The organism is Butyrivibrio sp. XPD2002 (assembly GCF_000423945.1).
Lineage (GTDB): Bacteria > Bacillota > Clostridia > Lachnospirales > Lachnospiraceae > Butyrivibrio.
The window spans coordinates 107,056-130,723 of sequence record NZ_KE384116.1; the positions used below are offsets into that span (position 1 = coordinate 107,056).

Genomic DNA, 23,668 nt, shown 5'->3' on the forward strand with positions numbered 1-23,668 from the left:
TCATTGTAAATGAGTACTGTCGTTTCTGTATATAGCAAAAAAGCATATAGAGAATATGTACTTTTACCTCCGCAGAGTAACGCGGATTTCTCCATTGTGGCTAAAAGTAATGAGTTCTGGCTGGAAAATGATCTGAGCATCTTTTTTGAGGTGCTTGGAGGAAGTTTTTATGTTACACCGGATGACCGGTATAGATTATTAAATAGTGACGGTGAGGAAATGACAGATTGTGCACTTGTGGATGGGCTGTCATTTGGACTTGTTACAAGAGAAAATGAAGAACTAAAACTATCAGTAAGAGTGAGGGAAAACACTTTTGTTCCCTTCACAACCATGAAGCTTAGGGATGGGGATAAATACTTCTCTCTAGGAAGCGCAAAAGAGTGCGATATTTGCTACTCATATAGGAGCCTTATCGCTAATGAGCAGGCAGTAATAGAAAAAAGAGGAGGGAACATTTTCCTCATCTGCAAGAAAGAATACGGAACCTATGTTAACGGAGGCGCAGTCAAGGGAGAGTATGAGCTGAATCCCGGAGACATAGTTAATATCTATGACCTTAAGCTTATTCTTCTTACCAAAAACAATGGGCTTGTAGTATCGGTAAACGAAGAGCTTACAGGTTGTGAAATTAATAAAGAGAAACTAATTGAGTATGATCCGTCAAAAAAAGCCGATCTGGCAGAATATCGTCCTGTTTCAGGAGATGGGCTATTTTACAGGGCTCCCAGGCAGATGGCTCATATAGAGACAACGAAGGTTACGTTTGAGGCGCCGCCGGAACTTTCCAAGAATGAACCCCCAAGTCTTTTGGAGACAATCGGGCATTCATTTTTGATGATTCTTCCAATGGTTGCAGGAAGTGCCGTTATGCTTATCGGCACCATGCAGAGTGGTGGGAGGCATACATTTTTGATGTACTCAGGTCTTGTCATGGCTACTGCGTCTGCTATAACAGGTGTTACCTGGGGAATTATAAATATAAGAAATCAGCGCAAAAGGCTAAAGACCGAAGAGAATAAGCGCTTTGAAGCATATGGGCAGTATCTCATAAAAAAGAAAGAATGGATAGAGCAGATGTATGAAAAAAATGCAACTGCTCTTAAAGATATGTACCCGGAGGCAGAAGTCTGTGCAGGCTATAGCAGAAATGATCAGCGCCTATGGAACAGGAACAAGGGACAGGAGGACTTTTTACATATAAGGCTTGGTATAGGAGATATACCTTTTCAAGCCGAAATAGAAGTTCCTGAGGAGAAGTTTCACGTAGATGAGGATGTTCTTAGAAGCAAACCGCGATACATAAAGGATAACTTTAAGACATTATATGACGTGCCACTACTAATTAACCTTAAGGAGCACCCACTTATCGGACTTGTGGGAGGTGAGGACAGATTCGGAGCCTATGAGCTGGTGCGGATCATGGCCGTTCAGCTGGCGGCAACTCATTGCTACACAGAAGTGAAAATGGTATTTATCTACGATGAGGAGTCTTCTATGGACTGTGATGAGTGGGGATTTGTCAGGTGGCTCCCCCATGTTTGGTCACAGGATAGGAAAATAAGATTTGTGGCAGCAACTAACACAGAGATAAATGATGTATGCTATGAGCTTTCCAAGGTACTTCGTGAGCGCTTCGAGACAACAGATGCAGAAATTATCGCAGGAAAATTGGAAACTATTCCGCACTATATCATTTTTGTATCAAATCCTGCGCTTATTGAAGGAGAGATTATTTCTAATTATTTATTCCAGAATAATGGGAAAATCGGCCTTACAACAATCTTTCTTTCAGAGTTTTATCAGGATCTCCCGAATGAGTGTACCTATGTTATTCAAAACGACCCCACCTTTACAGGGATAAAAGAACCGGGTGGAAAGGATATACCGATAGTAATTGATAAGCTTCCTGTTGAGAAGGCAGAGGCATTTGCAAGGCGTATCTCAGGAATAAAGGTCAAGGAGAGTGGTGCCGGTGGTGAGCTCCCTGAGAGACTTACCTTCCTTGAGATGTATGGAGTAAGCACTGTAGATGAGCTAGGCAGTGCTGACCGCTGGTTAAAGAGCAGAATATATGAAAATATCAGGGGCATACTTGGCTATAGGGGAGGATCTGAGCTCTGTGTGCTGGATATTCATGAGAAGTACCATGGCCCTCACGGACTGGTAGCAGGAACTACAGGTTCAGGTAAATCAGAGACATTGCAGACATATCTGTTGTCTCTTGCAGTCAATTACAGCCCCGATGATATGACCTACTTTATCATCGACTATAAGGGCGGCGGAATGGCTAACCTTTTTGAGAACCTTCCGCATTTGTCAGGGCAGATATCCAATCTGTCAGGAACACAGATAAATAGAGCACTTGTCTCCATAAAAGCTGAAAACAGAAGACGTCAGAGGCTTTTTAATGATGCAGGTGTAAATAATATAAACAAATATACCAAGATGTATAAAAATGGCGAGATATCAGAGCCCATTCCGCATCTCATTATCGTAATAGATGAGTTTGCAGAGCTCAAGCGTGAAGAACCGGACTTTATGAGAGAGCTTATAAGTGTGGCACAGGTAGGACGAAGCCTGGGTGTACATCTTATTCTTGCTACTCAAAAGCCATCCGGAACTGTTGATGACAACATCTGGAGTAACTCCAAATTCCGCCTGTGCCTCAGGGTTCAGACCAAGGAGGACTCTAACGAGATGCTGGGACGTCCGGATGCAGCCCGTATTATCCAGGCAGGACGAGGCTATCTTCAGGTGGGTAATGATGAGCTATATGAGATGTTCCAGTCAGGCTACAGTGGTGCCAGGTACAACCCCGTAGTGGGCAACAGCAATGAAGCGACAGGCCTCATAAGTCGTACCGGGCAGGTAGAACTGATGTATGTAAATAAGAACGATAATGAGCATAAAAAGGACGACGTCACACAGCTGGATGCAGTGGTAAATTATCTGAGAGATGTAGCAAAAATACAGGGATTTGAGGAAACTCATCCGCTTTGGATGCCTATACTTAGAAATCCCATGTTCCTTGGTGACTTCGAGGAATATAACGATAGATGCTTTGATTTTGAAAATGGTGTTTACAGAGTTGACAGTGAGTCACTTAGAACAAGATGGGATATTACCTGCGTAGTCGGACAAAGTGACGACCCTCGTAATCAGGCTCAGGATCCGCTTATTCTGTCCTTTGCAGATGGCGGACACCATGCTGTTATAGGATCAGTAAACAGTGGTAAGTCAACCTTTATGGCGACGGTTGTTTACTCCCTTGCAACTACTTATTCACCGGAGTTATTCCAGTTCTATGCAATAGATTATTCAAGCCATATGCTCGCCGGTTTTGAGGCACTTCCTCACTGCGGAGGCATTCTCTATGAGAACGATGAAGAGAAAATGGAGCGATTTTTCAACCTTATTGATGACATGCTGGAGGAGAGAAAAAGAGTATTCCGAGGAGGTAATTACAGTCAGTATTTCAGGACTCACGGCGCGGAATACCCTGCGATATTTATCTTTATTGACAACTTTGCATCCTTTAAGGAAAAGACAGAAGACGCTTATGTTCCTAACGTAATGAAGATATCCAAGGAAGGAGTTGGTAACGGTATATATCTGGTTATGTCAGCAGCGGGATATAACACGACAGAGATTCCTTCAAGACTTGGTGAGAATATGGGAACAGCCATAGGCCTGTGTCTTGCAGACAAATTTGCCTATGGAGACATTTTGAGAGATATTCGTGTGGATGTAATGCCCGAAGCAGGCTTTAAGGGAAGAGGTCTGTGCTATGTAGGAAACAGGATACTTGAGATTCAGATTGCACAGGCTCTTGAAGCAGCTGATGACTATAAGAGGATGGAGGCTATTACCGAAAACTGCAAGATAATTGCAAAGGCATGGAGCGGTGTTCATGCAAGACCTATTCCTGAGATTCCCGAGAATCCTACATGGAATGTCTTCAAGGAGCATCCGGATGTACTTGCCGACGCAGAAACAGACAACATTATTCCTATCGGCTACAGAACAGACAACGCGCTTATATCAGGGCTTGACATGTATAAAAACTACTGCTTCATGATCTGCGGCGCTGCTCACACAGGTAAAAAGAGCATGATGAGACTGATGATTCTGTCGGCTCTTATGAAAAAAGATGCAAAGGTCGTCATTATTGATGATGGCAGAGTATTCAATGATTTTGAATCTCTTCCTAATGTGAGGATGATACATAACGGAGAAGAGCTGTATGATTGGTGCTTTAATGAGCTGACACCTATGTTCAAGGAAAGAAATGTTGTAAAGAAGAGACTTTTTGAGGCCGGCTTTGAAGGTGATGAATATTACGAAGAAATAGCAGAGTTTAACAGTGTTTTTGTTTTCATTTCATCTCTTACATGGTTTATCAAAGCCGTGTATAACGATTCCCACGGCATGAAGGGCTTCATGGAGACAATCTTCAAAAAGGGTGAGAACCACAAGATAGCCTTTATTGGAAGTATTGATATCAATGAAAGAACAGAGGTTGGAGGCTTCGAGGTATTTAATGCATTTGCTTCATATCACACAGGTATTCATCTTGGAGGCGAGGTTACATTTAATAGCTGGTTAGGATTTGAATATTTAAAGCCATCCGAGCAGATAATAAAGTATCAGCAGGGAACAGGATTGTTATCGTCATCAAGCGGTGGAAATATTGAGTATAAGGTAATTATTCCTTTGGCCAAGAAGGCTAAGAAAAAATTGGTGACTTAAGGATTTATAGCAAGTGGGAAGGAGAATAGAAATAATGATTTTTTTGGAAATATTTATTCCCGCTCTTTCTTTATCAGTAGATGTACGAACGAAGGATACACATACCGTTATTATGCTTATCGGAGAAGTATGTGAGCTGATAAGACAGAAGATTAGCGAAAATGAGAGAGAGGAAAAACGCTTTATTTTGTATTCTCCCGGTCAGAACAAAATTTTTCCGGAACAGGCAAGCTTAAGAGACTGTGGTCTTATAAGTGGTAGTAAAGTAATGCTCTTGTAATTTACAGGTGGCAGGAAAGGATATGCTTATGGCTAATTTTGTGTTGTGTTATCTGCAGGGGCTATATAACACCAAAGAGCAGATGGAACTGTGCATTAAAAGGATGGAAAAGGCCAGGGACAAAATTAGAAAAGACGTTGCAGAGCTGGATAAAATGTGGGAAGGACCTGCTCATGATACATATAGAGAAGAATGGAAGGCAGAGCTCTCGCGTGTGGATGATATTATAAAAAACTTGAGAGAAATAATAAAATATGAGGACATTGCATATAAAGAATATGTAGATTCGACAAACTATTGTCAGACCACGATAGAGCTAATTGGAAAACCGGTCGTTCTTCCCAGTAATAGCGGGGTACAGTTACCTGATGGCACCAATTTACATCTTCCGGGTCCACAACGGCAAGCTCCGCCTAATGATGGTAAGGGACATTACGTGCCTAAAAGAGGATGGGTAAAATGAAAATAACGGAAAGGAGCAAATATGGCAGTAGTAATCAAAGTATCTACAGAGCAGTTATACACTAAAGTAGTTTCAATAAGTGATTCCATTAAGGTGATTCAACAGGAAATTGCCAATTTTAATGGGTTACAGCATGAGCTTGCAAAAAAATATTGGGGTGGAGATGCAGCAGATTATAATTATCTCGAGTATTCGGATTTAACAAAGGATATGGGACCGGTATTGTATGGAATGATGAATAAAGTAAATAATCTTAATGAGATAGCAATCACATACGATAAGGTCGAAGGATATAACAAACACGCCGAAGCGGGATTGCTTCCGGAAGATTTTTTGGATTAGGCAGATAATAAGTTTTTACATAAATTATAAAAAGTATATAAGGAGAAGAGATATGTGGGAAGGGCTTTTACCAATAGGAAGTATAGTTAAACTGGAGAATTTTGACAGGCTTGTGATGATTATGGGGGTATGGGCAATAATAGATGGCGAAGAAGAAAATGTGATTGACTATTCAGGGGTTATATATCCTGAAGGATATATAAACAAAGAACTAACGCTTGCTTTTGATAGAGATAAGATTACTGATGTTCTTTACATTGGATATATGGATGATCAGCAGAAATATCTGATGGATAGGGTTGAGCCATTGCTTGATGGTATTAAATCAGGTGAACTCAGTGTCGATGAGGCATTGGAAATGGCAAGTCAGATTGCGGCAGACGAAGATATGGATGAATTTGAAGACGAACCGGAAGACGAACCGGAAGACGAATCGGAAGACGAACCGGAAAACGAGAATGAAGATGATCAGGAGGATGAATAATATGTGGAACGGATTGTTGCCAATTGGAAGTGTGGTATCTATTCAGGGCGGAAGTAGTCGACTAATGATCCTGGCTTCAGGGGTAGTTATGGATTACGATCATAAAAAGGTTTACGATTATTGCTCTTGTCCTTTTCCTCAGGGGTTCTCTAATCATGAAAATATGATTATGTTCAATCGGGATGCTATCGAAGATATTTATTGCGTGGGATATTTATCTCCCGAAGGCGAAGAATATAGAAAAAGAGCGGAGGAAAATATAAAGGGGTTAAGAGACGGTACTATTTTGTTTGATTCAAATGATAACTAATGTCTGGAAAAATTAACGGGTAACCAATTCGTTTTATTTTATTTGTATTTTTTTATTTATAAGATTTTGAGGACTTAATATGGATAAAGAAAAAAGAAAAAATGAAATAATGGCCGATTTTTCAAAAATTGCCAAGCTAATAGAAGAGGCTGGAAACTGCAATAATAAAATGGTTCAGACAATGGTAAAAGAATATATTCCCGGTGCGGAAGGGGTTGCAAACAATTATGTCAGTGAAGCAGGAATGTTATTGTTTAAAAAGTCAACTGAAACCGCAAAGGAAACTATTGACTATACTAAGAATATTAATAGGTGTCTTCAAAAAATTGCTGAATGTGCAGGCAATGTTGCTAAAGCAGAACTAAGAAGTATGGGCTATAAAGTGAATTGATAATACACATTGGTATGAGTGGGGTTGATCACCGTATGGTGAAAAGTTTAGAAAATAAAACGGAGGAGAAAAAAGGGGTTAAGGTACGGAATTATTTTATTTGATTCATAAAGAAGGTAGTGCGTATGGCTGACTCTAGAAAATTTCAAGTCAATTTTCAAAAAGCAAAGGAAGCCGCTGATAAATATGATGTTGCAGCAGCTCAATTAGAAAAATATAGTAAGCAGATATATTCATTATCGGTGAAAATGTATCTAGTCTTTAAAGATCCGTGGGTCATTAATGCTTGTCTTCTATTAATTGAGGAAACAAAAAAGATTGATAGGCAGGCAAAGCTGATGCGGCAACAGGGAGAAGCAGCGCGTGATTGTATTAAACGATATGAGACAGCAGAAGCAAAGCTTTGTGGTATAGCAATGGAAATGTTTAAAGAAAGTTCCAAGGCTAAATCACGTAAGTCAAATCTTGAGGTAGAAAAGGGAAAGACTAATAATAAAATAAAGGTTGACACTGGTAAGAATAAGCAAGTGAAAGTAGGTATGCCGTCAATAGTTCCGGATTACAAAAAACGGAAAGAAAAAACCTACTAAGAGAAGTGAAGCAACAAGGGATACTAACCCGGATACCAGAAGTGGTTGGGTAGAGGATTTCTATTATGTAGATGATCAAAATAGAATCTGGTATTACAGCAAAGCGTATATAAACAGAAAAGGGCAGGTTACAGCTTATAAACATAAGGTAGGTGTCTCTGCCAAAGGCTTTTGGAATAAAGTAGATAAATCTTTTTCTGATCGTGCTAAGGATATTAAACATAAAGATCCAAAAGTGAAAGTGAAAGACGATCCGGATCATCCGATACGAGTCAGAAGGGGTAATAAATGGCTGACAAAGGAAGAGCTGCAAAAAAAAGATCGTTTTTCTGCTAAAACCGGCACTGTATATGAAGATAATTTAATAGAAGCTGAAGGCGAAGCAACTGTATATGGAGCCGAAGTTGAAGGTGAAAAAAGTGGCAAGCTTTTGCATAGAAAGGGAAGTGCCTCTGCAAAATTCCTGACTACTGACTTTAGCGCAGCTGCCGGAGTAGGTTCATATGTTGTTAAAGATAAAGATGGCAAGCAACATCAAGCCTTTGGAGTGCAGGCAAAAGCAGGTGGAAACCTTTTCATAGGCAGAGCTAAAGCCGCAGGTTCACTTTCGTTATTTAAAAAAGGAGCGTTGGGAGTTCAGGGAGATATTGACGTTAAGGTTGGAGGAGTAGCAGCAGAGGTTGGTGGCTGTTGTCAATACATTCCCGGAAAAGGGTTTGAAATGGCCGTGAAGGCAGAAGCGGGACTATATGCTGTAAATGTAACTGCCTCTGCCGGAGTAACTGTTCTTGGAATAAAAGCCGATGTAACAGCATCCTTACAATTTGGAATAGGAGGCAAATTCAATATCGGATATAAGGATGGAAAATTCCAAATGGAAGTGGGTGCATGTGTTGGACTTGGTGGTTCCTTAGGAATATCGTTAGATTTTAATGGACTAATAAATATGATTACTAAATTAAGGGAAGACATTAAATATGCTACTCTTGGACCAAGGACGGCAGACGGTAAACCGGTAGTTATAGTAAGTCCGATTTTTCAACCATAATAACAATTATGTATATAAATATTAAGGAGGTATACAAATGGCAAATGTAATCAGAGTAACACCAGAGGAACTAAAAGCTGCTGCATCAAGAATGGAAACGTGTTCCGATGCCTTGAAAAAGGAGACGGATGAGATGGTCGAAATAGTTGATACTCTTACTGGTCGTATTTGGAGTGGTGAAGCTCAGAAAGAGTATGTGTCCAGGTTTGATGCTCTTTCGATGGACATTGAAATGCTTCATAAGCTGATCAGTGAGCATGTTGAGCACCTTAATACGATTGCAAACGAGTATCAGACTGCTGAGAACACAAATAAGGAAGTTGTAGAGTCACTCTCAGCGAACATCATTTCCTGACAAAATATAAAGTGAAAAAAGTAGCATAGATTATCGTATAGAAAAAATAGGAGGTAATGATATGCCGGAATTTATTGTAACAGCACAGGAAGTTAAGAATAAAGCGATGGAGCTTCGCAAGATTAATGCTGAATTCAAAAAAACAGCAAGTGACCTTGAAGGTGAGCAGACACGTCTTAATACTATGTGGGAAGGCGATGCTCATGATAATTTTGATATGGCATATAAAAAGAATAAGGTACACATTGAGAACTTCTATAATGCAATTGAAAATTATTGCGTGAAGCTTGATGAAATTGCAGCTAACTATGCTAATGCAGAGAACAGAAATGTTTCACTGGCAGCCGGACAAGACGCATAAGTATGTAGAAGAAGGACATTAATAAGCGTGTTGCAAGCCTGAATAAGAAAAACATAATGCATGAAAAACAGTGGAAGGATTTAAAACCTATCCACTGTTTTTATATGGCAGAAATGAATTTTAAATAAGGTTATATCCGGTATCACTCTGCAGAGGATGCCTTTTCATAGAGCATCTCAAGGGCTTCCGGTGTCACAGAACCGACCTGGTTATATATGACATTACCCTTTTTATCCAGGACGATTGTCTGAGGAAGAGCGCTGGAGCCGTTTACTATTTTGAATATGGTTTCTGCATCATCATCGATGGCAAAGGGGATATCCCATCCCTTCTCTGCGATGTAGGCGTTAACATCCTCGGTTGTGAGATTGGCATGTACTGCCAGCATTGCGATGTCGCCTTCGTGCTTGTGATAGAGCTCGTTAAAGTGAGGAAGCTCCTTGACGCAGGGACCGCAGTAGGTTGCCCACAGGTTGATGAATACTACTTTACCTTTTGTGTCAGAGAGGTTGAAGGTGCTTCCGTCTATGCACTTGGTTTCGAAGGTTTTAAGACGCTGACCGATTTCATAGCCTTCGGGTGCGATGCTTTCTGTCTCAGGAGTTTCGGTTGAAGTGTTTTCAGATACCTGAGCGTTGGTATCTGCCGCATCTGCGCTTGCTTTTAGTGAAGGATCAAGGAAATTGGTCCAGATAATTGCAAGTGCGAGAACAAGGACAGCTATGATACCTATGACAGGTGCTGCCTTCTTAACCTTATTTTCTTCCTCTGTATTTACGAATTCCTGCTTGTGTGGCTGGATAAGTGTGAACCCACCGGCTTTCATTGACAGCGCACCCTGGTTGCAGCGGGCTACGCACTGGGCGCAGTGGATACATTCGTGGTCGCCTACTGTTTTAACATCCATCTTACAGAATCTTACGCAAGCGCCGCAGTTGTTGCAGCGATTAGCATCGACCTTAACGCCGATGACTGAGAGTTTGTTGAATATTCCGTAGATTGCGCCAAGGGGGCAGAGAAAACGGCAAAATGACCTGTAACAGAAAATGCACGCCAGGATCACTATTACCATGATTATGAATTTCTGTGTGAAGATTGGTCCAAGCATTGATAGAAAGCTTGGATTTTTGGGAATCATAAGCATAGCTCCTTCAGAGGTTCCTGCAGGGCATATGTATTTACAGAATCCCGGAACCGGGATTCCCTGGAAGATTCCGTAGTAAACTGGAATTGACACCACAAAGATGACGATGATTATGTACTTGAGATAACTGAGAGCTCTTGTAAAACGGCTCTTTTTTAATTTTGGAGTGGGAATCTTGTGCAGAAGCTCCTGGAGCATGCCAAGAGGACATATCCATCCGCAGATGGTTCTTCCTAGGAGCATGCCATAGAGTAGAATGATTCCAAGTACGTAGAATCCGATATGCTTATTAAGAGATCCAAGGGCATTCTGAATGGATCCCAGGGGACATGCACCGATTGCTCCGGGGCAGGAATAGCAGTTGAATCCGGGAACGCAGACGGCTTTCGATTTTCCTGTGAAAATCTGTCCCTCTGCAAAGCCCCTAAGATGCGCATTATAAAGAAGAGCACTATAAAGCTGTATTATCCTTCGCTTTGTAGGCTTGTGCGCGTTCCACCATGATACGTTTACCGAAGATTGATTATTATCCAAGGCCTATACACTCCGTACATATTTTGGATGCCTTAATAAGCACATCACTCATGCTTCCGTTGAAGATACCGATAATGATGAATATGATGGCTAATGCCAGGACGGTAAGCCTGACCTTGTTTGTAATATTGTCCGCCCCCGTGTTAGCCACATTCTTACCTATATCGATACCGGTTGCTGCCTTGTCCTGATTGTCATCACGAACACTAAGGAAGGTACTTAGGATTGTTACAAGAGCGATCAGGACAAATAAAGGCAAAACAAAAACAGCTTTATCAGCAATTGCCTCTGCAGTGTATATGTTTGCCATGGGATTTTCCGCACGCGCAGCCAGACCTTTCATATAAATAGAGAGGTCCAGTACGATCAGTACGGCGGCAGTTATAATACACAAAAGAGCTTCAATTGTCAGTAAAACTGTTTTCTTATTCATAGTTAAAACCTCATGCTTTTTCAGGGAAAATACCCCGAAGAGATTTAATATAATCCGTGAATATAATTTGTCAGTTTTTGTCGGTCATAAAAATTATTAAGATTTGATATCACATAGTCCGGATCTGTTCCTTTATCAATGTCATAAAAGACGCCATTTTTCACAAATGACAGTTGATAATGACCTGACAGCTGGAATACCGATCCGGTGGCAGTGGACATATGAAGAACGCAGCAGGTTCCGCCACCTGAGGTCTGGCCCAGCAGTGTGACCTTATGGCTGCTCTTAAATATGCAGGGAACAAGGTTACCGCATGAAAAGCTGACGGGAGATATCAGGCAGTAGAGCTTGTAGCCTGACAGGGAATCCTTTTCATCATATTCGTGGTTAAGGTCAGAATCCACATAGTAATAGTCTGTGGTCATGGCATCTGTAAACAGGTTACGCAGGGAGTATTGACCTTCTCCCAGGAACATTCCTATCACATACGCAGCAGCATCAACATCGCCTCCTGTATTGAGGGAAAGGTCAAGAACCACATTTTTGACAGGACTGCCTTTTCGCGTAATTTGCTGATAGCTGTACAGCATGCCACCTATGGTGTCAGAGAAGTTACTGTCAGGAGGATTCTTATAATAGTCCTGAGTTGTAGTTATAAATTTATCGAATGTGATATATGCAGTATCTCCTATCTCTTCATAAAAAGGGACTTCGTCATAATAGCTATCTCTGATGTCACTGAGTCTGGTTTGAAATTCTTCAAAGGAAACGGTTGAACTTCCTTCAGGTGGCACATTATCAGGGTCATATCCTTTGTAATAGGATGGGGCAACGTAGGCGCTGTGGAGGTCATCCAGATGAACATTTAGCAGCTCCTGAATAGCGCCGTCTACCGTAGCGGGGTCAGTACTTAACAGGTCGGCTTTAAGACCGGTGTTATCAAAAAAGTTTTCAAAGGTGCTTATGCCATGTAAGTCCTTAAGGCCATACAGATTATCAAGTGCGAGACATAATTCATTGTAGCTGAACTTGACCAGATCCTCAGGGATACTTCCGGCGGGAGCACTGTAATATACTTTTCCAAGGTCATAGAGTCGCCCCCTGGGATTGATAATTTCATCATATCCAAGGATAATAACCGATTCTCCATTAAAGAGAAGGCTGAAGTAATTATCAACACAAAGAAAATCACTTATTGTTGCCAGCGGAACAAAACAGCCTTCCTCTGTGCCTATAATGTCGATGTTATAGTCCGACAGAGAAAGGGTGATTTCATTCCCGTATCTTTCATAGGCATAATCGGTGTGCTGAAAATAATTGGTGGTTCCGTCCGGATTGAAATCATTTCTTTTCATTATATCGATAAGTCTTATTGAATCCGGAGGCAGGATAAATGCATCATAGTCAAGGTAGGTAATGGTATCCTTGTCGGAATCCACTTCCATCGTGTATTCGTTTTCTCTTGTGAGTGTTGATACACTGCCGTATTCCGATAGCTCCAGCTCGTAGGTGGGATAATATGTAGAGTGGTAAATATATTCCAGGAGGTATTCGGTTTCGGCCATGGATATGTAAGGGACAGATGGCATATGGTCAAAAAAAGCCAGATTAATTCTGTCCGGATTGAAGGAGCTGCCTAAGTAAAGGGGGAACTCCTTGTAGGTTACTTTATAATCTGTAGCCGGTTTGGCTTCGCTTTTACTTTCTTTATCCTCCGATAAGGGAGTAGTTGTATGTAAATCAGCAGAGCCGTCCTGCGCGGTGTCGCTTACCGTATCCCGATCAGCTTCGACACGGACCGGGTTCTCGGCCTTTGGAGTATCCCTAACGGCAGGACTGCTTCCGCATGACATGGAAACAAAGGCACAGAGCGCAAATATTGGTATTAAGCGAACTGTATTCTTTGTCATAATAGTTATTTCCTCTGGGGCTTAATTCTTTTCAATAGTGATAGTAAGAACAGTGTTGTTCTTTTCTGTCTTGTATGCATCCGTGTGTTTTTTGTAGCCCTCCGGAACCTTGAGAATATGTACATCATAAATTCCTGCGGGCTCTTCAAAGGAGGCTATTCCCTTATCATCTGTCACACCCATCATGCAGGTGTCATCAGTACAGAATTGAACCATTGCACCGGGAACGGGATTGCTATCTGTATCTACTACTATGATCTGATAGGCCTTATCTGTTGAGCTTGATAATTTGTTTCCGCTTGTAGGTGTTGGAGGTACTGTGCCTTCCAGAAGTGCGTCGATATAATCCTCATATTCATCTACAAGTGCACCACTGATGGGATTGCCTACAAGCTCACCATTGCTGTTTACAAAGAAAGAAGTGGGCCAGCCCTCACTCATGTCGAGGGTTTCGTACCATTCATCCCAGGTAATAAGGTTAGTATAGGTTACGCCATTTTCCTGGAGGAGTGCAGTTGCTTCATTTAAGCTGTCTTCATCCTCAATGTCCGCGCAAACTCCTACTATCTGGCAGTTCTTGGCAGCAAGTCTGTCGTTTATCTGCTCCAATTCTGAGAGCTCACCAACGCAGAAGCCGCACCAGGTGGCCCATACATTTACCATGGTTATTTCGCAGGGGGCAAAAAGGTCCTCACTGCTGACAACATTGCCATCTAAGTCCTGAGTTACAAAGCTAAGCTGTCTACTTGGAACAGAAGCGCTGGTAGCAGTGGCTTCATCCTGAATATCTTTCTTTTCACCTATATTTGCTGACGCATTGACAGAGGTATTGGCTCCGCAGGCAAGAAGGCCTAAAGTAAGTGTGAGTAATAAAGCTGAAGTTGTTAATTTTTTGAATAAATTATTTTTCATAACAATCACCATTCCTTTTAAAACCCAAGACATAAATAATGGCTTAAATATGCTCAGACACTACATAGTTACATGAATTAATTATAATCTAACTGGCCTTTGTTCTCGATTAAGAAACTATTAAATCTACTGAGTTCAGAGGCTCTTTTTATTAAAAAAAAATAATTAATTTATTATTCTGCGATAAGAGGAAGCTCTGCATACAGAGATTTATTGTCAATTACATAGGAGTAGTTGTAATCATCCAGGCGGTCCGGAATCTCTTCTTCATAGAAAAAGTTCTCATCAAGAAAAACTATGTAAGGATCCCAGGTCATTAAAAGGAGCTTTAGGCTGTGACCTTTTTCCACGGTATATACTGTAGGTATCATGTAGAAGGTGTAATCATAGTACTTGCCGGTCTGTAGATCCTCACTTTCCGCATATTCGGAGGATTTTGGGCCACGACCGGGATTGGCAAGGTCAGTCCATCCATGGGATATGCATTTTGCGGTGGTGGGAGTTTGTTCCGGTTCTACAATGACAATAGGTTCTGCTCCGCCACCTATATCAACTACATCAATGTCCTTTGAGGGAAGAAGATTCTCATCTTCCTTATAGCATATATAGGCGTCAAATAGTTTACCTTCATCGACGGTATCTATCAGAACTGCTGTTATCATAAGGCCTTCGAGATCGGTGTTGGGAGTTGACAGCTTTGCATGTATTTCGGGAACTCCGGAAATGGTTGCTCCTTCGGGGATATCAACATCGTATATTGCTGCATTGGAGATAGGCATTTCAAGGTAGAAATTCTCCATTTCTTCGACAGGGAATTCTGAATCCGGATAATAACTAATTGTATAATCGCCGAGCCCTTCGCTTGTAACGTCTGTTTTTGAATCGCTTTCTTCCGGATAAATCACGCACTTTTTATATTTTCCAAAGGAGTCATATTCATCAAATTCTCCGGTGATGTTATTCTGCGCAGTGATCTCAGCCATGTTTTCAATGCCGTTATCAACGCCATAGAGGTAATGGGCGAGCCACTTGTTTTCTATTTCTAACCATGGTTCATTATCGACCATTATGTTTCTGATTGTAGCGTGCCCATCCTGATGAAGCACCAGCTTAACTGTTTTGTTGGCCTTTTTGAAGGCGTTATACATAAGCTGTGCCTGTCTGGTATTGACGTTTATGTCATTTAGTCCCTGAATAATAAGAGCTGAGCAGTTTATTTTTTCATAGTCATCAGAGTAATCCGATTCAGCCCATATTTGAGTGTATTTTCCATTGGCTACGTCCTCGTCCTGTTCTACCTGCCACAGCCAGGAGCGATATTCGTCATTAAGTACGGTCCAGTCATCATCAAGAAAAACTCCGCCACAGTTATACAGCGCGAGTGCATGCTTGTAGGATGGATCTGAACGAAGGGGCACACCCTGGGAATTGGTGTAGTCATACCAGGAGGCGATGCCTGCGTAGGGGATGATTGTCTCAAGACCCTTTACACCTGTAGTGGCAACTTCATAGGGGAGTGTACCGCCGTAGGAGCAGCCGGTCATGGCGACTTTGCCATTTGACCAGTCAGCCTTGATCTCTATGTTGTTTTCTTTGTCGGTAAAGGCAATTCTGTCTCCTGTCAGCCATTCTACGACGCATTTGTGAGAATCGCGCTCCAGATCCGTACCGCAAAGTTCAAACCCCTCTGATCCGAAGGTGCCTATACCACAGGCTTCAACTATGGCATAACCACGCACCAGGTAATAGTCTAATTCTATTCCATACTCATAACTGAGTTGACCTGTCTTTGCGATAGTGTAGTCCCAGTCTTCCGGATTGGCACAGAGGGCGGCTTCTTTTGTGCTCATATCACCGGAAGGAGTCCTCTTTTCACCTGCCTTATAAAGCTTTTCATAGTCGAAGGGCTTCTCGAGATATGTGTATTTTTCTCCTTCAGCTTCGGAAAAGTAATCTGAATTGACAGTACCTGCGGCGTAAGGTGTGGGATCGTAGATAGTAGCCGCTTTATACTTGCCATCTACAGCAGCAGTAGGTACCTGGACGAATGCTTTGACCAGATCTGCTTTTCCGTCATTGTCGGTGTCGTGATCTGTTTCAACATAGACGCAGAATCTCTGAATGTCATTATTTTCGTTGGTGTAATCGGAAGATCGCATTTCAGAATAATTGAGCATGGGTAAAAGTTTCCCATGCTCAATGCGAAGTATGCCTTCATATCCTATTTCTGACGTAGCTTCATCAAGGCCATCCGCCACGGGAACATTATTCTCAAGGGGAGATGACTTCAAGCTGTAAGCATCGGTTTGAAATGGTTTGCCTGATTGTTGCCTTGGAGTAGAGGAGCTTCCGCATGCGGATATAGTAAGACAGCATATCAGGAAAACTAATATAATAGATTGTTTCATTATCAGTTAATCCTTCTGACATAGGCATAGCCGCGCTTGGTGCTGCCATAGCCTGCATTAAAGAAATTGATTCTGCCTTCTCTGTAAAGCTTCTTGTTTCTGTTTGTAAGCTGACCGTTTCTAAGACCTACAACGCCGAAATATACGGGATCATGATCGCCCGGAATCAGGACTCTGTATACATAAACAGTTTCTTTTTGCCAATCATTTAAGTAATAGGTTTGTTTTCTGTCTTTGGCCTTGAGTCTTTTACCCGGTGAGCTGAGGTCTCTACGATAGCCACCGCTTACTGTGATGTTGTATACAGGGTCGCCATCTCTGTCGATAATGATTGTCTTATAATCTCCGAAGCCTGTATTTTTTCTCCTGCAGTCATTGCGGGAGTTTATGATATCTTTCTTTGAAAGATTTGATCTGTTGATTCTGATTTCTACCTGATAGGATCTGTATTCAACAAAATCATCGTTGGTATCAAGAAGTTTATCCTCCACGAGTGTGGAATTAATTGTATAGCGTGCTTTTCTTGGGGTAGCTCCGGGATAAAGGACACTGTAAACGTTACCTGAGCTGGATGTGTAAAGCTTACCGCAAAGACTGGCTGCCGCCCGTACCTCTGTAGGTGAAAATGTCAACGCCAAAATAAGGGCAAGCATCAGTGCCGCCAGCTGCTTAAACATCTTCTTCATTTGAAAACCTCCTCGTAAGAAATGATTTTTCTTCGCAACAAATTATTTTTAATTAGTGACAAGTTTGGGTGATTCCGTTCCGTGACATTTTTCCAGATATTTTCAAAAATATTGGATAAAATAATCATTACATAATTGGAAAGGCAGAACAAGGAACACCACATTAAACTATTATGTAAAAAACCTAAAGAACTTCTGAAATAGTGGGTGCGTGAGGGCACACTCTGTGCCGTGAGGGTTGCGGAAAAAACGCTTGAATATATACTGAAAAATAGTGTATTATCGATTGGTATGTCAAAAGAGAGGAGTTTTTAACATGAAAAATAACAAGAAGATTATTATCGGTGCAGTTATTCTGGTAGCATTAATCGCGGTTTTTGCCTGCGTTTACAAGTTCAACAAGCCCGCTACCAAGGCTGGTTCAAAGGATGTCGTGATCGCTGTTACAGGAAGCGACGGACAGACAACCTCCTACAATCTTTCAACAGATGCTGAGTATCTGATCCAGGCTATGGATGAGCTCGTAGAGAACGGTTCAGGCTTTACCTATTCAGGAACAGACGGTGAGTACGGCATGATGGTTGAGTACATCAACGATGAGAAGGCTATCTATGCTGAGGACAATGCTTACTGGGCACTGTATGTAAATGGCGAGTATGGACAGTACGGCGCAGACCAGCAGCCTGTGACCAGTGGGGATGAGTATACCTGGACCTACGAGAAGGCACAGTGATAAAAATTTTTTAAGGGACAGATTTAGAATGACCGGAACGAAACACAGATTTTCAATTCTTGATATAGCGCAGGCAGGTATTATGGTTGCCGTGATAGAGGTATCTAAAATGGCACTCAGCGGCATGCCTAACATTGAGCTCACGAGCTTTTGGCTCATTATGTTTACGCTATTTTTCGGATGGAAAATCGTGGTGGTAGTTCCGGCCTTTATTTTGGTCGAAGGCGCTTTTTATGGGATGCACCTCTGGTGGATCATGTATCTCTACGCGTGGCCCCTGCTGGTTTTGATCGTATGGCTATTTAGGAAAAATACCTCGGCCATTTTCTGGGCCATCGTGTCCGGCACCTTCGGGCTTATGTTTGGAGCGCTGTGCTCAATTCCCTATTTCGTGATAGGCCTTAGCTCAGGTGGAGTTGCCGCCGGGCTGCGTTCAGCCTTCGTCTGGTGGACAGCGGGTATTCCGTGGGACTTCATACACTGCGCGGGTAATTTCGTGATCATGCTTGTGCTGTATCGGCCTATTTCGGAGGCTATGAAGTGGATAAGCAGGGAGAGAGGATGAATTTGCAGTGCTGGTAGGTTTCACCGCTAAATTCCGCAACCGGCCACTCTGCGGCAATCTTCTTATCGGGGTTATCAATCGTAACCTTAACTGTGTACAGCGGCATGGTTTCTGAAACTGTCATGCTGAAAATGTAATACTGACCGCGGTCCATAACCAGCGGATCAATTCCTTTGCCTTTATCGTCAACAATCTCAAGGGTGGTGTTGTCATGCAACGCTACGATCATCACCTTGTTAGATCCGTTGGGCTCGACGGCATCAGATATTATCTGCGTCTCCGTGAACCATGTCTGGGGATCGGTCACTACGAAAAATGCTGCATCATCAGGCACATATTCCATGAATTTTTTGTAGTCGCTCGCTTTTCCTGAAACTGCGTAATCGCAGAAGGCGCACATTGCACGGTCCCGTCGCTCGGGCAGCTCGAAAATTTCTTCCTTTGTCTCGTCGGTGTCTACTTTCAGGTACTGGCATTTAACCTTTTTTCCATCATCAAGAAATTCCAGTTCCAGGATCTCATCGCCGTCAACAGTAAACATCAGGTCACCGCAAAGGTCTCTGACTTCGTTCCACTGGGCGTAGATCGCCGTTGAGAAATCGTCACCAAGCCAGATGAGGCCCGTTCCTTCGATCGGAGTTTCAGTGAACTGGCCGTAGAAGGTGTCAAAGATGTGATATGCGCTGGTGTGAGGAGATATGTGACATTCCACGATCTTTTTCCCATAGGCGGAGCGGACATCCAGAATGTGACTGCCGGGGCTGGTCTCGGACAGGTCATAATCGATGCCATTCCAGGTGAAGGTCATGAAGTCATAGGACACATCGTCCTCGCGGTCGCCAACATTGTAAATGCCGTAGAAGGCCTGGTCGACCTCCTCGAGACTCTCCAGCTCGCCATTTTCATCAAGTGTGATACGGCACATCAGCCTGGGATACGTCATGTCCAGTCGCTGGCTGTTCAGGAGGAGATTCTTGTTTACCTTGTCAGTGTATTCGTAGAAGGCAGAGCCTATGCAAACAGGCTCAAAAGCTGCTGCCGTAAAGCGCGTTCCGGTGTACTCGTTTTCATCGTCCCATGTGAGCGGGATCATCTCCTGTGCCCAGAAGCCCTCGTCATCAGCCTTCCAAAGCCAGCCATAGAAGATTTCCTTTGCATCGGGTTCCACTGCGATTTCTCTTTTTCTATGCATGAGGACCGCCTGCGAACCCATGTAAAATGAGCCGTCCACGTTGGTCTGATCCTGGAACAGAACGGTGGTTATGAAGGAATCGCCGTTGCCGGTGGACTCCATATACATGTAGTCGTCGCCGTCGCAGTTTCCGATGTAGATCTTGCAATCGGAGGTGTCCTTGCCATCATCAGGAACATAGTAGTGGTCCCTGTCGAAGTTCATCTTATCAAGCCCCGAGACGTTTATCGTGAAGGACAGGGGAAGCTGGTCCTCGCCGGAATACAGGTGGTTGGCGCCAAGGCTTCCTTCGCACTTATCGCCGCTGTCCGTATATTCGTATGAAAAGCTGCCGTCATTTTGGAAGCTTATGGTCGCGTAGTCTGTTTTTGTGACGGGATTTACAAGGTTCCAGTCACCCTCCATGAACTCTAACAGTTCTGCTTCGGATGCAGGGATTTTTATTGAGTCCGCAGAGGCAGAGCTGTCCTGCTCGGAGGCGGCATCTTCGGTGTTGTCTGATGATTCGATATTGGCGGAATCGGTTTGGGAAGTGTCTGCGGTGGAAGAACTGTCTTTTGCATCCGCAGAGTTTTCGCTGGTACTTTCTGATGCGCCGGAGCTTTCTGTTGCATCGCCTAATGTGCCGGAGCTTTTGTTATCTGCCGGTGCTATACTGCAGGCTGTGGCGCTAAGCATCAGGGATGCTATCATGGTTACAGATAATAGAAATCCAAACTGTTTTTTCATTATGATAATTCCCCCTCTCTCGCTCAATTTTATCATTATTTTGAATACTAATTTATTATAATATTATAAATTTCGTAAAAGGTGCCTGTAAAAGGCGCCGGGTACTTTCTGTTGGTGTCTGTAAAAGGTGCCTGATACTTTCTGTTGGTGCTTGTAAAAGATGTCTGGCACTTTCTGTTGGTGCCTGGCACCTTTCTCTAAAAAAGCTGAGAAAATAGGGATTTTTGTGTTTTACAAATTGAGAATCATTGTTATAATGGACTCAATTTATTTTGAAAAAATACAGGTTAGGGGAGGAAGCGCTATGGGAATTACAGAGAAACTGGATGAATTGTTGGATTTGGCAAGAGATAACGCAGAGCTTAAAGAGAGACTTCTTGATACACAAAAGTCTGTGAATCCTGTGGCTGATTTTTGTGCTATTGCCAGTGACAATGGCCTGTCGATGTCTGTTATGGACATTGTGAATCAGGGCGAGGAGTTCTACGCTGAGATCAAGCGCAGCACCAACGGTGGAGGAGAGAACTCACCGGACCTTGATTTCCAGAATGATGAGTATTCAATTTTCATGATGAGATTAAGAGATCTGTAAGAAGATAAGAGAAAGCTATAAGAAGATAAGAAAAACTGTAAGAAGATAAGAAAAAACTGTAAGAGATAAGAAAAAACTGTAAGAGATAAGAAAAAATCTATAAGAAGAAAAAAGAGTTATAAAAAAGTTGAACCGCACCCCTGTTAAAGTATGGGATGCGGTTTTTATTTAGTCGGTGAAGCCACGCTTTCAAATTTTTATTCTTTATCTGGAAAGATATTATGAAATGGTTTCTGGTAGTAAGTCCTGCCATGCTAAGGCGGGATCATTTGTCAGCACTGTCATCAGATTGCGGCAAAGCCCTTTTCAAGATCTGCAATGATGTCGTCGATGTGCTCTGTACCGATTGAGAGTCTGATTGTGCTCTGTGTGATGCCCTGGTCCTTAAGCTCCTCATCATTAAGCTGTGAATGAGTTGTTGTCGCAGGATGGATAACAAGGCTCTTTACGTCAGCAACGTTTGCAAGGAGTGAGAAGATCTCAAGGCTGTCGATGAACTTCCATGCAGCGTCTTTTCCTCCCTTGATCTCAAATGTGAAGATGGAAGCGCCACCGTTCGGGAAGTACTTCTCATAAAGTGCGTGATCCGGGTGATCAGCGATTGAAGGGTGATTAACCTTCTCAACCTTGGGGTGGTTCTTGAGGAACTCAACCACCTTTTTGGTGTTCTCTGCATGTCTATCGAGACGGAGTGACAATGTCTCCACACCCTGCAGTAGGAGGAAAGCATTGAATGGAGATATTGTTGCTCCGGTGTCTCTAAGAAGGATAGCCCTTATATATGTAACAAAGGCTGCGGGTCCAACCACATCATAGAAGGATACTCCATGATAGCTGGGGTTAGGATCAGCTATGTTAGGATACTTGCCGCTTGCCTTCCAGTTGAACTTGCCTGCCTCAACGATGATTCCGCCGAGGGTTGTGCCGTGGCCACCGATGAACTTGGTTGCTGAATGAACTACGATGTCAGCGCCGTGCTCGATGGGTCTGATAAGATAAGGTGTTCCAAAGGTGTTGTCGATTACAAGCGGAAGTCCATGCTTGTGAGCTATTTCTGCGATTGCATCGATATCCGGAATATCACTGTTAGGATTGCCAAGGGTCTCAAGGTAGATGGCTCTTGTATTTTCCTGAATTGCTCCCTCAACCTCACTTAAATTGTGAGCATCCACAAAGGTTGTTGTCACGCCGTACTGAGGAAGTGTGTGTGCCAGAAGGTTGTAGCTTCCGCCGTAGATTGTCTTCTGTGCTACGATATGTCCACCGTTTGCTGCAAGTGCCTGTATTGTATATGTGATAGCTGCTGCTCCTGATGCAACTGCCAGGGCTGCGCTTCCACCCTCAAGAGCTGCAATTCTCTTTTCCAGAACATCCTGAGTTGAGTTTGTAAGTCTTCCGTATATATTACCTGCATCAGCAAGTCCGAATCTGTCGGCCGCATGCTGGCTGTTTCTAAATACGTATGATGTTGTCTGATAAATCGGAACCGCTCTTGCATCTGTTGCCGGATCCGGCTGTTCCTGTCCTACATGTAACTGTAATGTCTCAAATCTGTAATTACCCATTTCGTTCTCCTCCTACTTCACTTTCATTTTTGTCTGTAATACGGTTTGTTGTGTATTACTTTTGTTTTTCTCAGTATTACAGCTGTTTCTCGTCTGCATTACTTCTGCTTTCATCAGTATTACAGCTGTTTCTCGTCTGCATTACTTCTGTTTTCATCAGTATTACAGCTTTTTCATCTGTATTACTTGGCTCGTTTATTGTTGGGAATAATATATAACTATTCACATAGTGAGTCAATAGGTTTTAGGATAAACAAAACTTATTGCCTTCGATAGTTTCTGGTTATTGTGGGGAAGTGGGGGGACCCGTGGTTGTGGGCGGATTATTTTGCAGTTGTGGACGGGCTACGTGACATGTTTATTGATTCGGTACTGGTCAAGTAGCCCTGGGACTATGTTTTGGCCAGCCTACGCGACTTCTTGATGCTTCTGGATATTTCTCGAGTAGTTCTGAGCCTTTATCAGCGCTTGCCTACTTGCCCTTGCTTAGATTTTATAAGAAATCGCGTAGGTTTCATTAATTTTCTCTTCCAGACTACGAGACTTTCTGCTTGTTAGGGGATAGGTCTAGTAGTCTGGAGAGTATGCTTCTTTAAGACTACTCGACTTGTAGATTGTTTGGAAAAAGGTCAAGTAGCGGTAGAACCTTGTTACGGCACGACTACTTGATTTGTTAATTGTATGGAAAAGGTTCAAGTAACTCATGGACATAGCACCACCGCAGGGCTGGCCAGACTACGTGACTTGTTTGTTGTAGGGGCATTGATTCAGTAGAAAGGTTCAGAAGAATAGCAGGAACAACTAAAATGTATATTTGCGTAGAGATAGTTGTCCAGAAAAAAGGATAAGAACAACTAAATAGAATATTTGTGCGAAAATAGTTGTCCGG

General features: G+C 42.6%; 22 protein-coding genes. 14 read left to right on the forward strand and 8 right to left on the reverse strand.

Translation table 11 applies throughout. The features are described from left to right. Positions 1 to 9 precede the first annotated feature (9 nt). The 11 genes from essC (at position 10) to G587_RS0119170 (ending at position 9,376) form a co-directional block, all read left to right on the forward strand. On the forward strand, positions 10 to 4,752 hold the full coding sequence (essC, locus tag G587_RS0119120; RefSeq protein WP_026493555.1) for a type VII secretion protein EssC: 4,743 nt from the start codon (positions 10 to 12) through the stop codon (positions 4,750 to 4,752). Between the two features lie 34 nt (positions 4,753 to 4,786). Then, positions 4,787 to 5,032 carry a hypothetical protein gene (locus tag G587_RS0119125; protein WP_026493556.1) on the forward strand — a complete coding sequence of 82 codons (246 nt, stop codon included), beginning with the start codon at positions 4,787 to 4,789 and terminating at the stop codon, positions 5,030 to 5,032. A 28-nt stretch (positions 5,033 to 5,060) separates the two neighbouring features. Then, positions 5,061 to 5,495 (forward strand): WXG100 family type VII secretion target, encoded by a 435-nt coding sequence (locus tag G587_RS0119130; RefSeq protein WP_207637485.1) that lies wholly within the window; start codon positions 5,061 to 5,063, stop codon positions 5,493 to 5,495. Between the two features lie 21 nt (positions 5,496 to 5,516). Then, positions 5,517 to 5,837: a hypothetical protein gene (locus tag G587_RS0119135; RefSeq protein WP_026493558.1), complete on the forward strand. Its 321-nt coding sequence runs from the start codon at positions 5,517 to 5,519 to the stop codon at positions 5,835 to 5,837. A 52-nt stretch (positions 5,838 to 5,889) separates the two neighbouring features. Continuing rightward, positions 5,890 to 6,321 carry a DUF4176 domain-containing protein gene (locus tag G587_RS24780; RefSeq protein ID WP_051201163.1) on the forward strand — a complete coding sequence of 144 codons (432 nt, stop codon included), beginning with the start codon at positions 5,890 to 5,892 and terminating at the stop codon, positions 6,319 to 6,321. A 1-nt stretch (position 6,322) separates the two neighbouring features. Then, on the forward strand, positions 6,323 to 6,631 hold the full coding sequence (locus G587_RS25250) for a DUF4176 domain-containing protein (RefSeq protein ID WP_051201164.1): 309 nt from the start codon (positions 6,323 to 6,325) through the stop codon (positions 6,629 to 6,631). 79 nt (positions 6,632 to 6,710) lie between these two features. Beyond that, on the forward strand, positions 6,711 to 7,022 hold the full coding sequence (locus G587_RS0119150) for a hypothetical protein (RefSeq protein ID WP_026493559.1): 312 nt from the start codon (positions 6,711 to 6,713) through the stop codon (positions 7,020 to 7,022). A 125-nt stretch (positions 7,023 to 7,147) separates the two neighbouring features. Beyond that, positions 7,148 to 7,612, forward strand: a complete 465-nt coding sequence (locus tag G587_RS0119155) for a hypothetical protein (protein WP_026493560.1) — start codon at positions 7,148 to 7,150, stop codon at positions 7,610 to 7,612. A 241-nt stretch (positions 7,613 to 7,853) separates the two neighbouring features. Continuing rightward, positions 7,854 to 8,660 carry a hypothetical protein gene (locus G587_RS0119160; protein ID WP_155829627.1) on the forward strand — a complete coding sequence of 269 codons (807 nt, stop codon included), beginning with the start codon at positions 7,854 to 7,856 and terminating at the stop codon, positions 8,658 to 8,660. A 37-nt stretch (positions 8,661 to 8,697) separates the two neighbouring features. Next, positions 8,698 to 9,015, forward strand: coding sequence for a WXG100 family type VII secretion target (locus G587_RS0119165; RefSeq protein WP_026493562.1), 318 nt, complete (start codon positions 8,698 to 8,700; stop codon positions 9,013 to 9,015). 61 nt (positions 9,016 to 9,076) lie between these two features. After that, on the forward strand, positions 9,077 to 9,376 hold the full coding sequence (locus G587_RS0119170) for a WXG100 family type VII secretion target (protein ID WP_026493563.1): 300 nt from the start codon (positions 9,077 to 9,079) through the stop codon (positions 9,374 to 9,376). Positions 9,377 to 9,518: 142 nt separating this feature from the next. Here the strand turns inward: G587_RS0119170 and G587_RS25255 are convergent, their stop codons facing one another. The 6 genes from G587_RS25255 to G587_RS0119200 form a co-directional block, all read right to left on the reverse strand. Next, positions 9,519 to 11,054, reverse strand: coding sequence for a redoxin family protein (locus G587_RS25255; protein ID WP_081679529.1), 1,536 nt, complete (start codon positions 11,052 to 11,054; stop codon positions 9,519 to 9,521). Further along, complete coding sequence (locus G587_RS26400; RefSeq protein WP_035787348.1) at positions 11,047 to 11,487, reverse strand: CD1871A family CXXC motif-containing protein; 441 nt, start codon at positions 11,485 to 11,487, stop codon at positions 11,047 to 11,049. Before G587_RS26400 ends, G587_RS25255 begins: the two co-directional genes overlap by 8 nt. Before the next feature lie 44 nt (positions 11,488 to 11,531). Continuing rightward, positions 11,532 to 13,397, reverse strand: a complete 1,866-nt coding sequence (locus G587_RS0119185) for a S41 family peptidase (RefSeq protein ID WP_026493564.1) — start codon at positions 13,395 to 13,397, stop codon at positions 11,532 to 11,534. Positions 13,398 to 13,418: 21 nt separating this feature from the next. Next, on the reverse strand, positions 13,419 to 14,309 hold the full coding sequence (locus tag G587_RS24785; protein WP_196812627.1) for a redoxin domain-containing protein: 891 nt from the start codon (positions 14,307 to 14,309) through the stop codon (positions 13,419 to 13,421). A gap of 173 nt (positions 14,310 to 14,482) precedes the next feature. Continuing rightward, a complete protein-coding gene (locus G587_RS0119195; protein WP_081679531.1) occupies positions 14,483 to 16,717 on the reverse strand; it encodes a CocE/NonD family hydrolase in 2,235 nt (744 codons plus the stop codon). A 2-nt stretch (positions 16,718 to 16,719) separates the two neighbouring features. Continuing rightward, positions 16,720 to 17,403 (reverse strand): hypothetical protein, encoded by a 684-nt coding sequence (locus G587_RS0119200; RefSeq protein WP_026493566.1) that lies wholly within the window; start codon positions 17,401 to 17,403, stop codon positions 16,720 to 16,722. Between the two features lie 316 nt (positions 17,404 to 17,719). On the opposite strand from G587_RS0119200, the gene G587_RS0119205 reads away from it, so the two are divergent. Together G587_RS0119205 and G587_RS0119210 are read left to right on the forward strand one after the other, a co-directional pair. Further along, positions 17,720 to 18,136, forward strand: coding sequence for a DUF4430 domain-containing protein (locus G587_RS0119205; RefSeq protein WP_035787349.1), 417 nt, complete (start codon positions 17,720 to 17,722; stop codon positions 18,134 to 18,136). Next, entirely contained in the window at positions 18,102 to 18,701 is a 600-nt protein-coding gene (locus G587_RS0119210; protein ID WP_242830114.1) for a DUF4265 domain-containing protein, read from the forward strand. The genes G587_RS0119205 and G587_RS0119210 overlap by 35 nt, the downstream gene beginning before the upstream one ends. Here G587_RS0119210 and G587_RS0119215 read toward each other — a convergent pair. Continuing rightward, positions 18,670 to 20,622 (reverse strand): hypothetical protein, encoded by a 1,953-nt coding sequence (locus G587_RS0119215; RefSeq protein ID WP_026493569.1) that lies wholly within the window; start codon positions 20,620 to 20,622, stop codon positions 18,670 to 18,672. The two genes, G587_RS0119210 and G587_RS0119215, sit on opposite strands and share 32 nt — an antisense overlap. Before the next feature lie 304 nt (positions 20,623 to 20,926). On the opposite strand from G587_RS0119215, the gene G587_RS0119225 reads away from it, so the two are divergent. Beyond that, positions 20,927 to 21,214: a hypothetical protein gene (locus G587_RS0119225; RefSeq protein ID WP_026493570.1), complete on the forward strand. Its 288-nt coding sequence runs from the start codon at positions 20,927 to 20,929 to the stop codon at positions 21,212 to 21,214. Between the two features lie 284 nt (positions 21,215 to 21,498). Here the strand turns inward: G587_RS0119225 and G587_RS0119230 are convergent, their stop codons facing one another. Continuing rightward, positions 21,499 to 22,779: an O-acetylhomoserine aminocarboxypropyltransferase/cysteine synthase family protein gene (locus G587_RS0119230; RefSeq protein WP_026493571.1), complete on the reverse strand. Its 1,281-nt coding sequence runs from the start codon at positions 22,777 to 22,779 to the stop codon at positions 21,499 to 21,501. Between the last annotated feature and the right edge of the window lie 889 nt (positions 22,780 to 23,668).

What these genes read in the sequence shown, in the direction of transcription:
- G587_RS0119210 (WP_242830114.1), top strand. Translation starts at nt 18,102, where the DNA reads ATGAGTATACCTGGACCTACGAGAAGGCACAGTGATAAAAATTTTTTA.
- G587_RS0119200 (WP_026493566.1), bottom strand. Translation starts at nt 17,403, where the DNA reads ATGAAGAAGATGTTTAAGCAGCTGGCGGCACTGATGCTTGCCCTTATT.
- G587_RS0119165 (WP_026493562.1), top strand. Translation starts at nt 8,698, where the DNA reads ATGGCAAATGTAATCAGAGTAACACCAGAGGAACTAAAAGCTGCTGCA.
- G587_RS26400 (WP_035787348.1), bottom strand. Translation starts at nt 11,487, where the DNA reads ATGAATAAGAAAACAGTTTTACTGACAATTGAAGCTCTTTTGTGTATT.
- G587_RS0119170 (WP_026493563.1), top strand. Translation starts at nt 9,077, where the DNA reads ATGCCGGAATTTATTGTAACAGCACAGGAAGTTAAGAATAAAGCGATG.
- G587_RS0119135 (WP_026493558.1), top strand. Translation starts at nt 5,517, where the DNA reads ATGGCAGTAGTAATCAAAGTATCTACAGAGCAGTTATACACTAAAGTA.
- G587_RS0119205 (WP_035787349.1), top strand. Translation starts at nt 17,720, where the DNA reads ATGAAAAATAACAAGAAGATTATTATCGGTGCAGTTATTCTGGTAGCA.
- G587_RS25250 (WP_051201164.1), top strand. Translation starts at nt 6,323, where the DNA reads ATGTGGAACGGATTGTTGCCAATTGGAAGTGTGGTATCTATTCAGGGC.
- G587_RS0119130 (WP_207637485.1), top strand. Translation starts at nt 5,061, where the DNA reads ATGGCTAATTTTGTGTTGTGTTATCTGCAGGGGCTATATAACACCAAA.
- G587_RS24785 (WP_196812627.1), bottom strand. Translation starts at nt 14,309, where the DNA reads ATGAAAAATAATTTATTCAAAAAATTAACAACTTCAGCTTTATTACTC.
- G587_RS0119125 (WP_026493556.1), top strand. Translation starts at nt 4,787, where the DNA reads ATGATTTTTTTGGAAATATTTATTCCCGCTCTTTCTTTATCAGTAGAT.
- essC (WP_026493555.1), top strand. Translation starts at nt 10, where the DNA reads ATGAGTACTGTCGTTTCTGTATATAGCAAAAAAGCATATAGAGAATAT.
- G587_RS0119215 (WP_026493569.1), bottom strand. Translation starts at nt 20,622, where the DNA reads ATGAAAAAACAGTTTGGATTTCTATTATCTGTAACCATGATAGCATCC.
- G587_RS0119230 (WP_026493571.1), bottom strand. Translation starts at nt 22,779, where the DNA reads ATGGGTAATTACAGATTTGAGACATTACAGTTACATGTAGGACAGGAA.
- G587_RS0119185 (WP_026493564.1), bottom strand. Translation starts at nt 13,397, where the DNA reads ATGACAAAGAATACAGTTCGCTTAATACCAATATTTGCGCTCTGTGCC.
- G587_RS0119150 (WP_026493559.1), top strand. Translation starts at nt 6,711, where the DNA reads ATGGATAAAGAAAAAAGAAAAAATGAAATAATGGCCGATTTTTCAAAA.
- G587_RS24780 (WP_051201163.1), top strand. Translation starts at nt 5,890, where the DNA reads ATGTGGGAAGGGCTTTTACCAATAGGAAGTATAGTTAAACTGGAGAAT.
- G587_RS0119225 (WP_026493570.1), top strand. Translation starts at nt 20,927, where the DNA reads ATGGGAATTACAGAGAAACTGGATGAATTGTTGGATTTGGCAAGAGAT.
- G587_RS0119155 (WP_026493560.1), top strand. Translation starts at nt 7,148, where the DNA reads ATGGCTGACTCTAGAAAATTTCAAGTCAATTTTCAAAAAGCAAAGGAA.
- G587_RS0119195 (WP_081679531.1), bottom strand. Translation starts at nt 16,717, where the DNA reads ATGAAACAATCTATTATATTAGTTTTCCTGATATGCTGTCTTACTATA.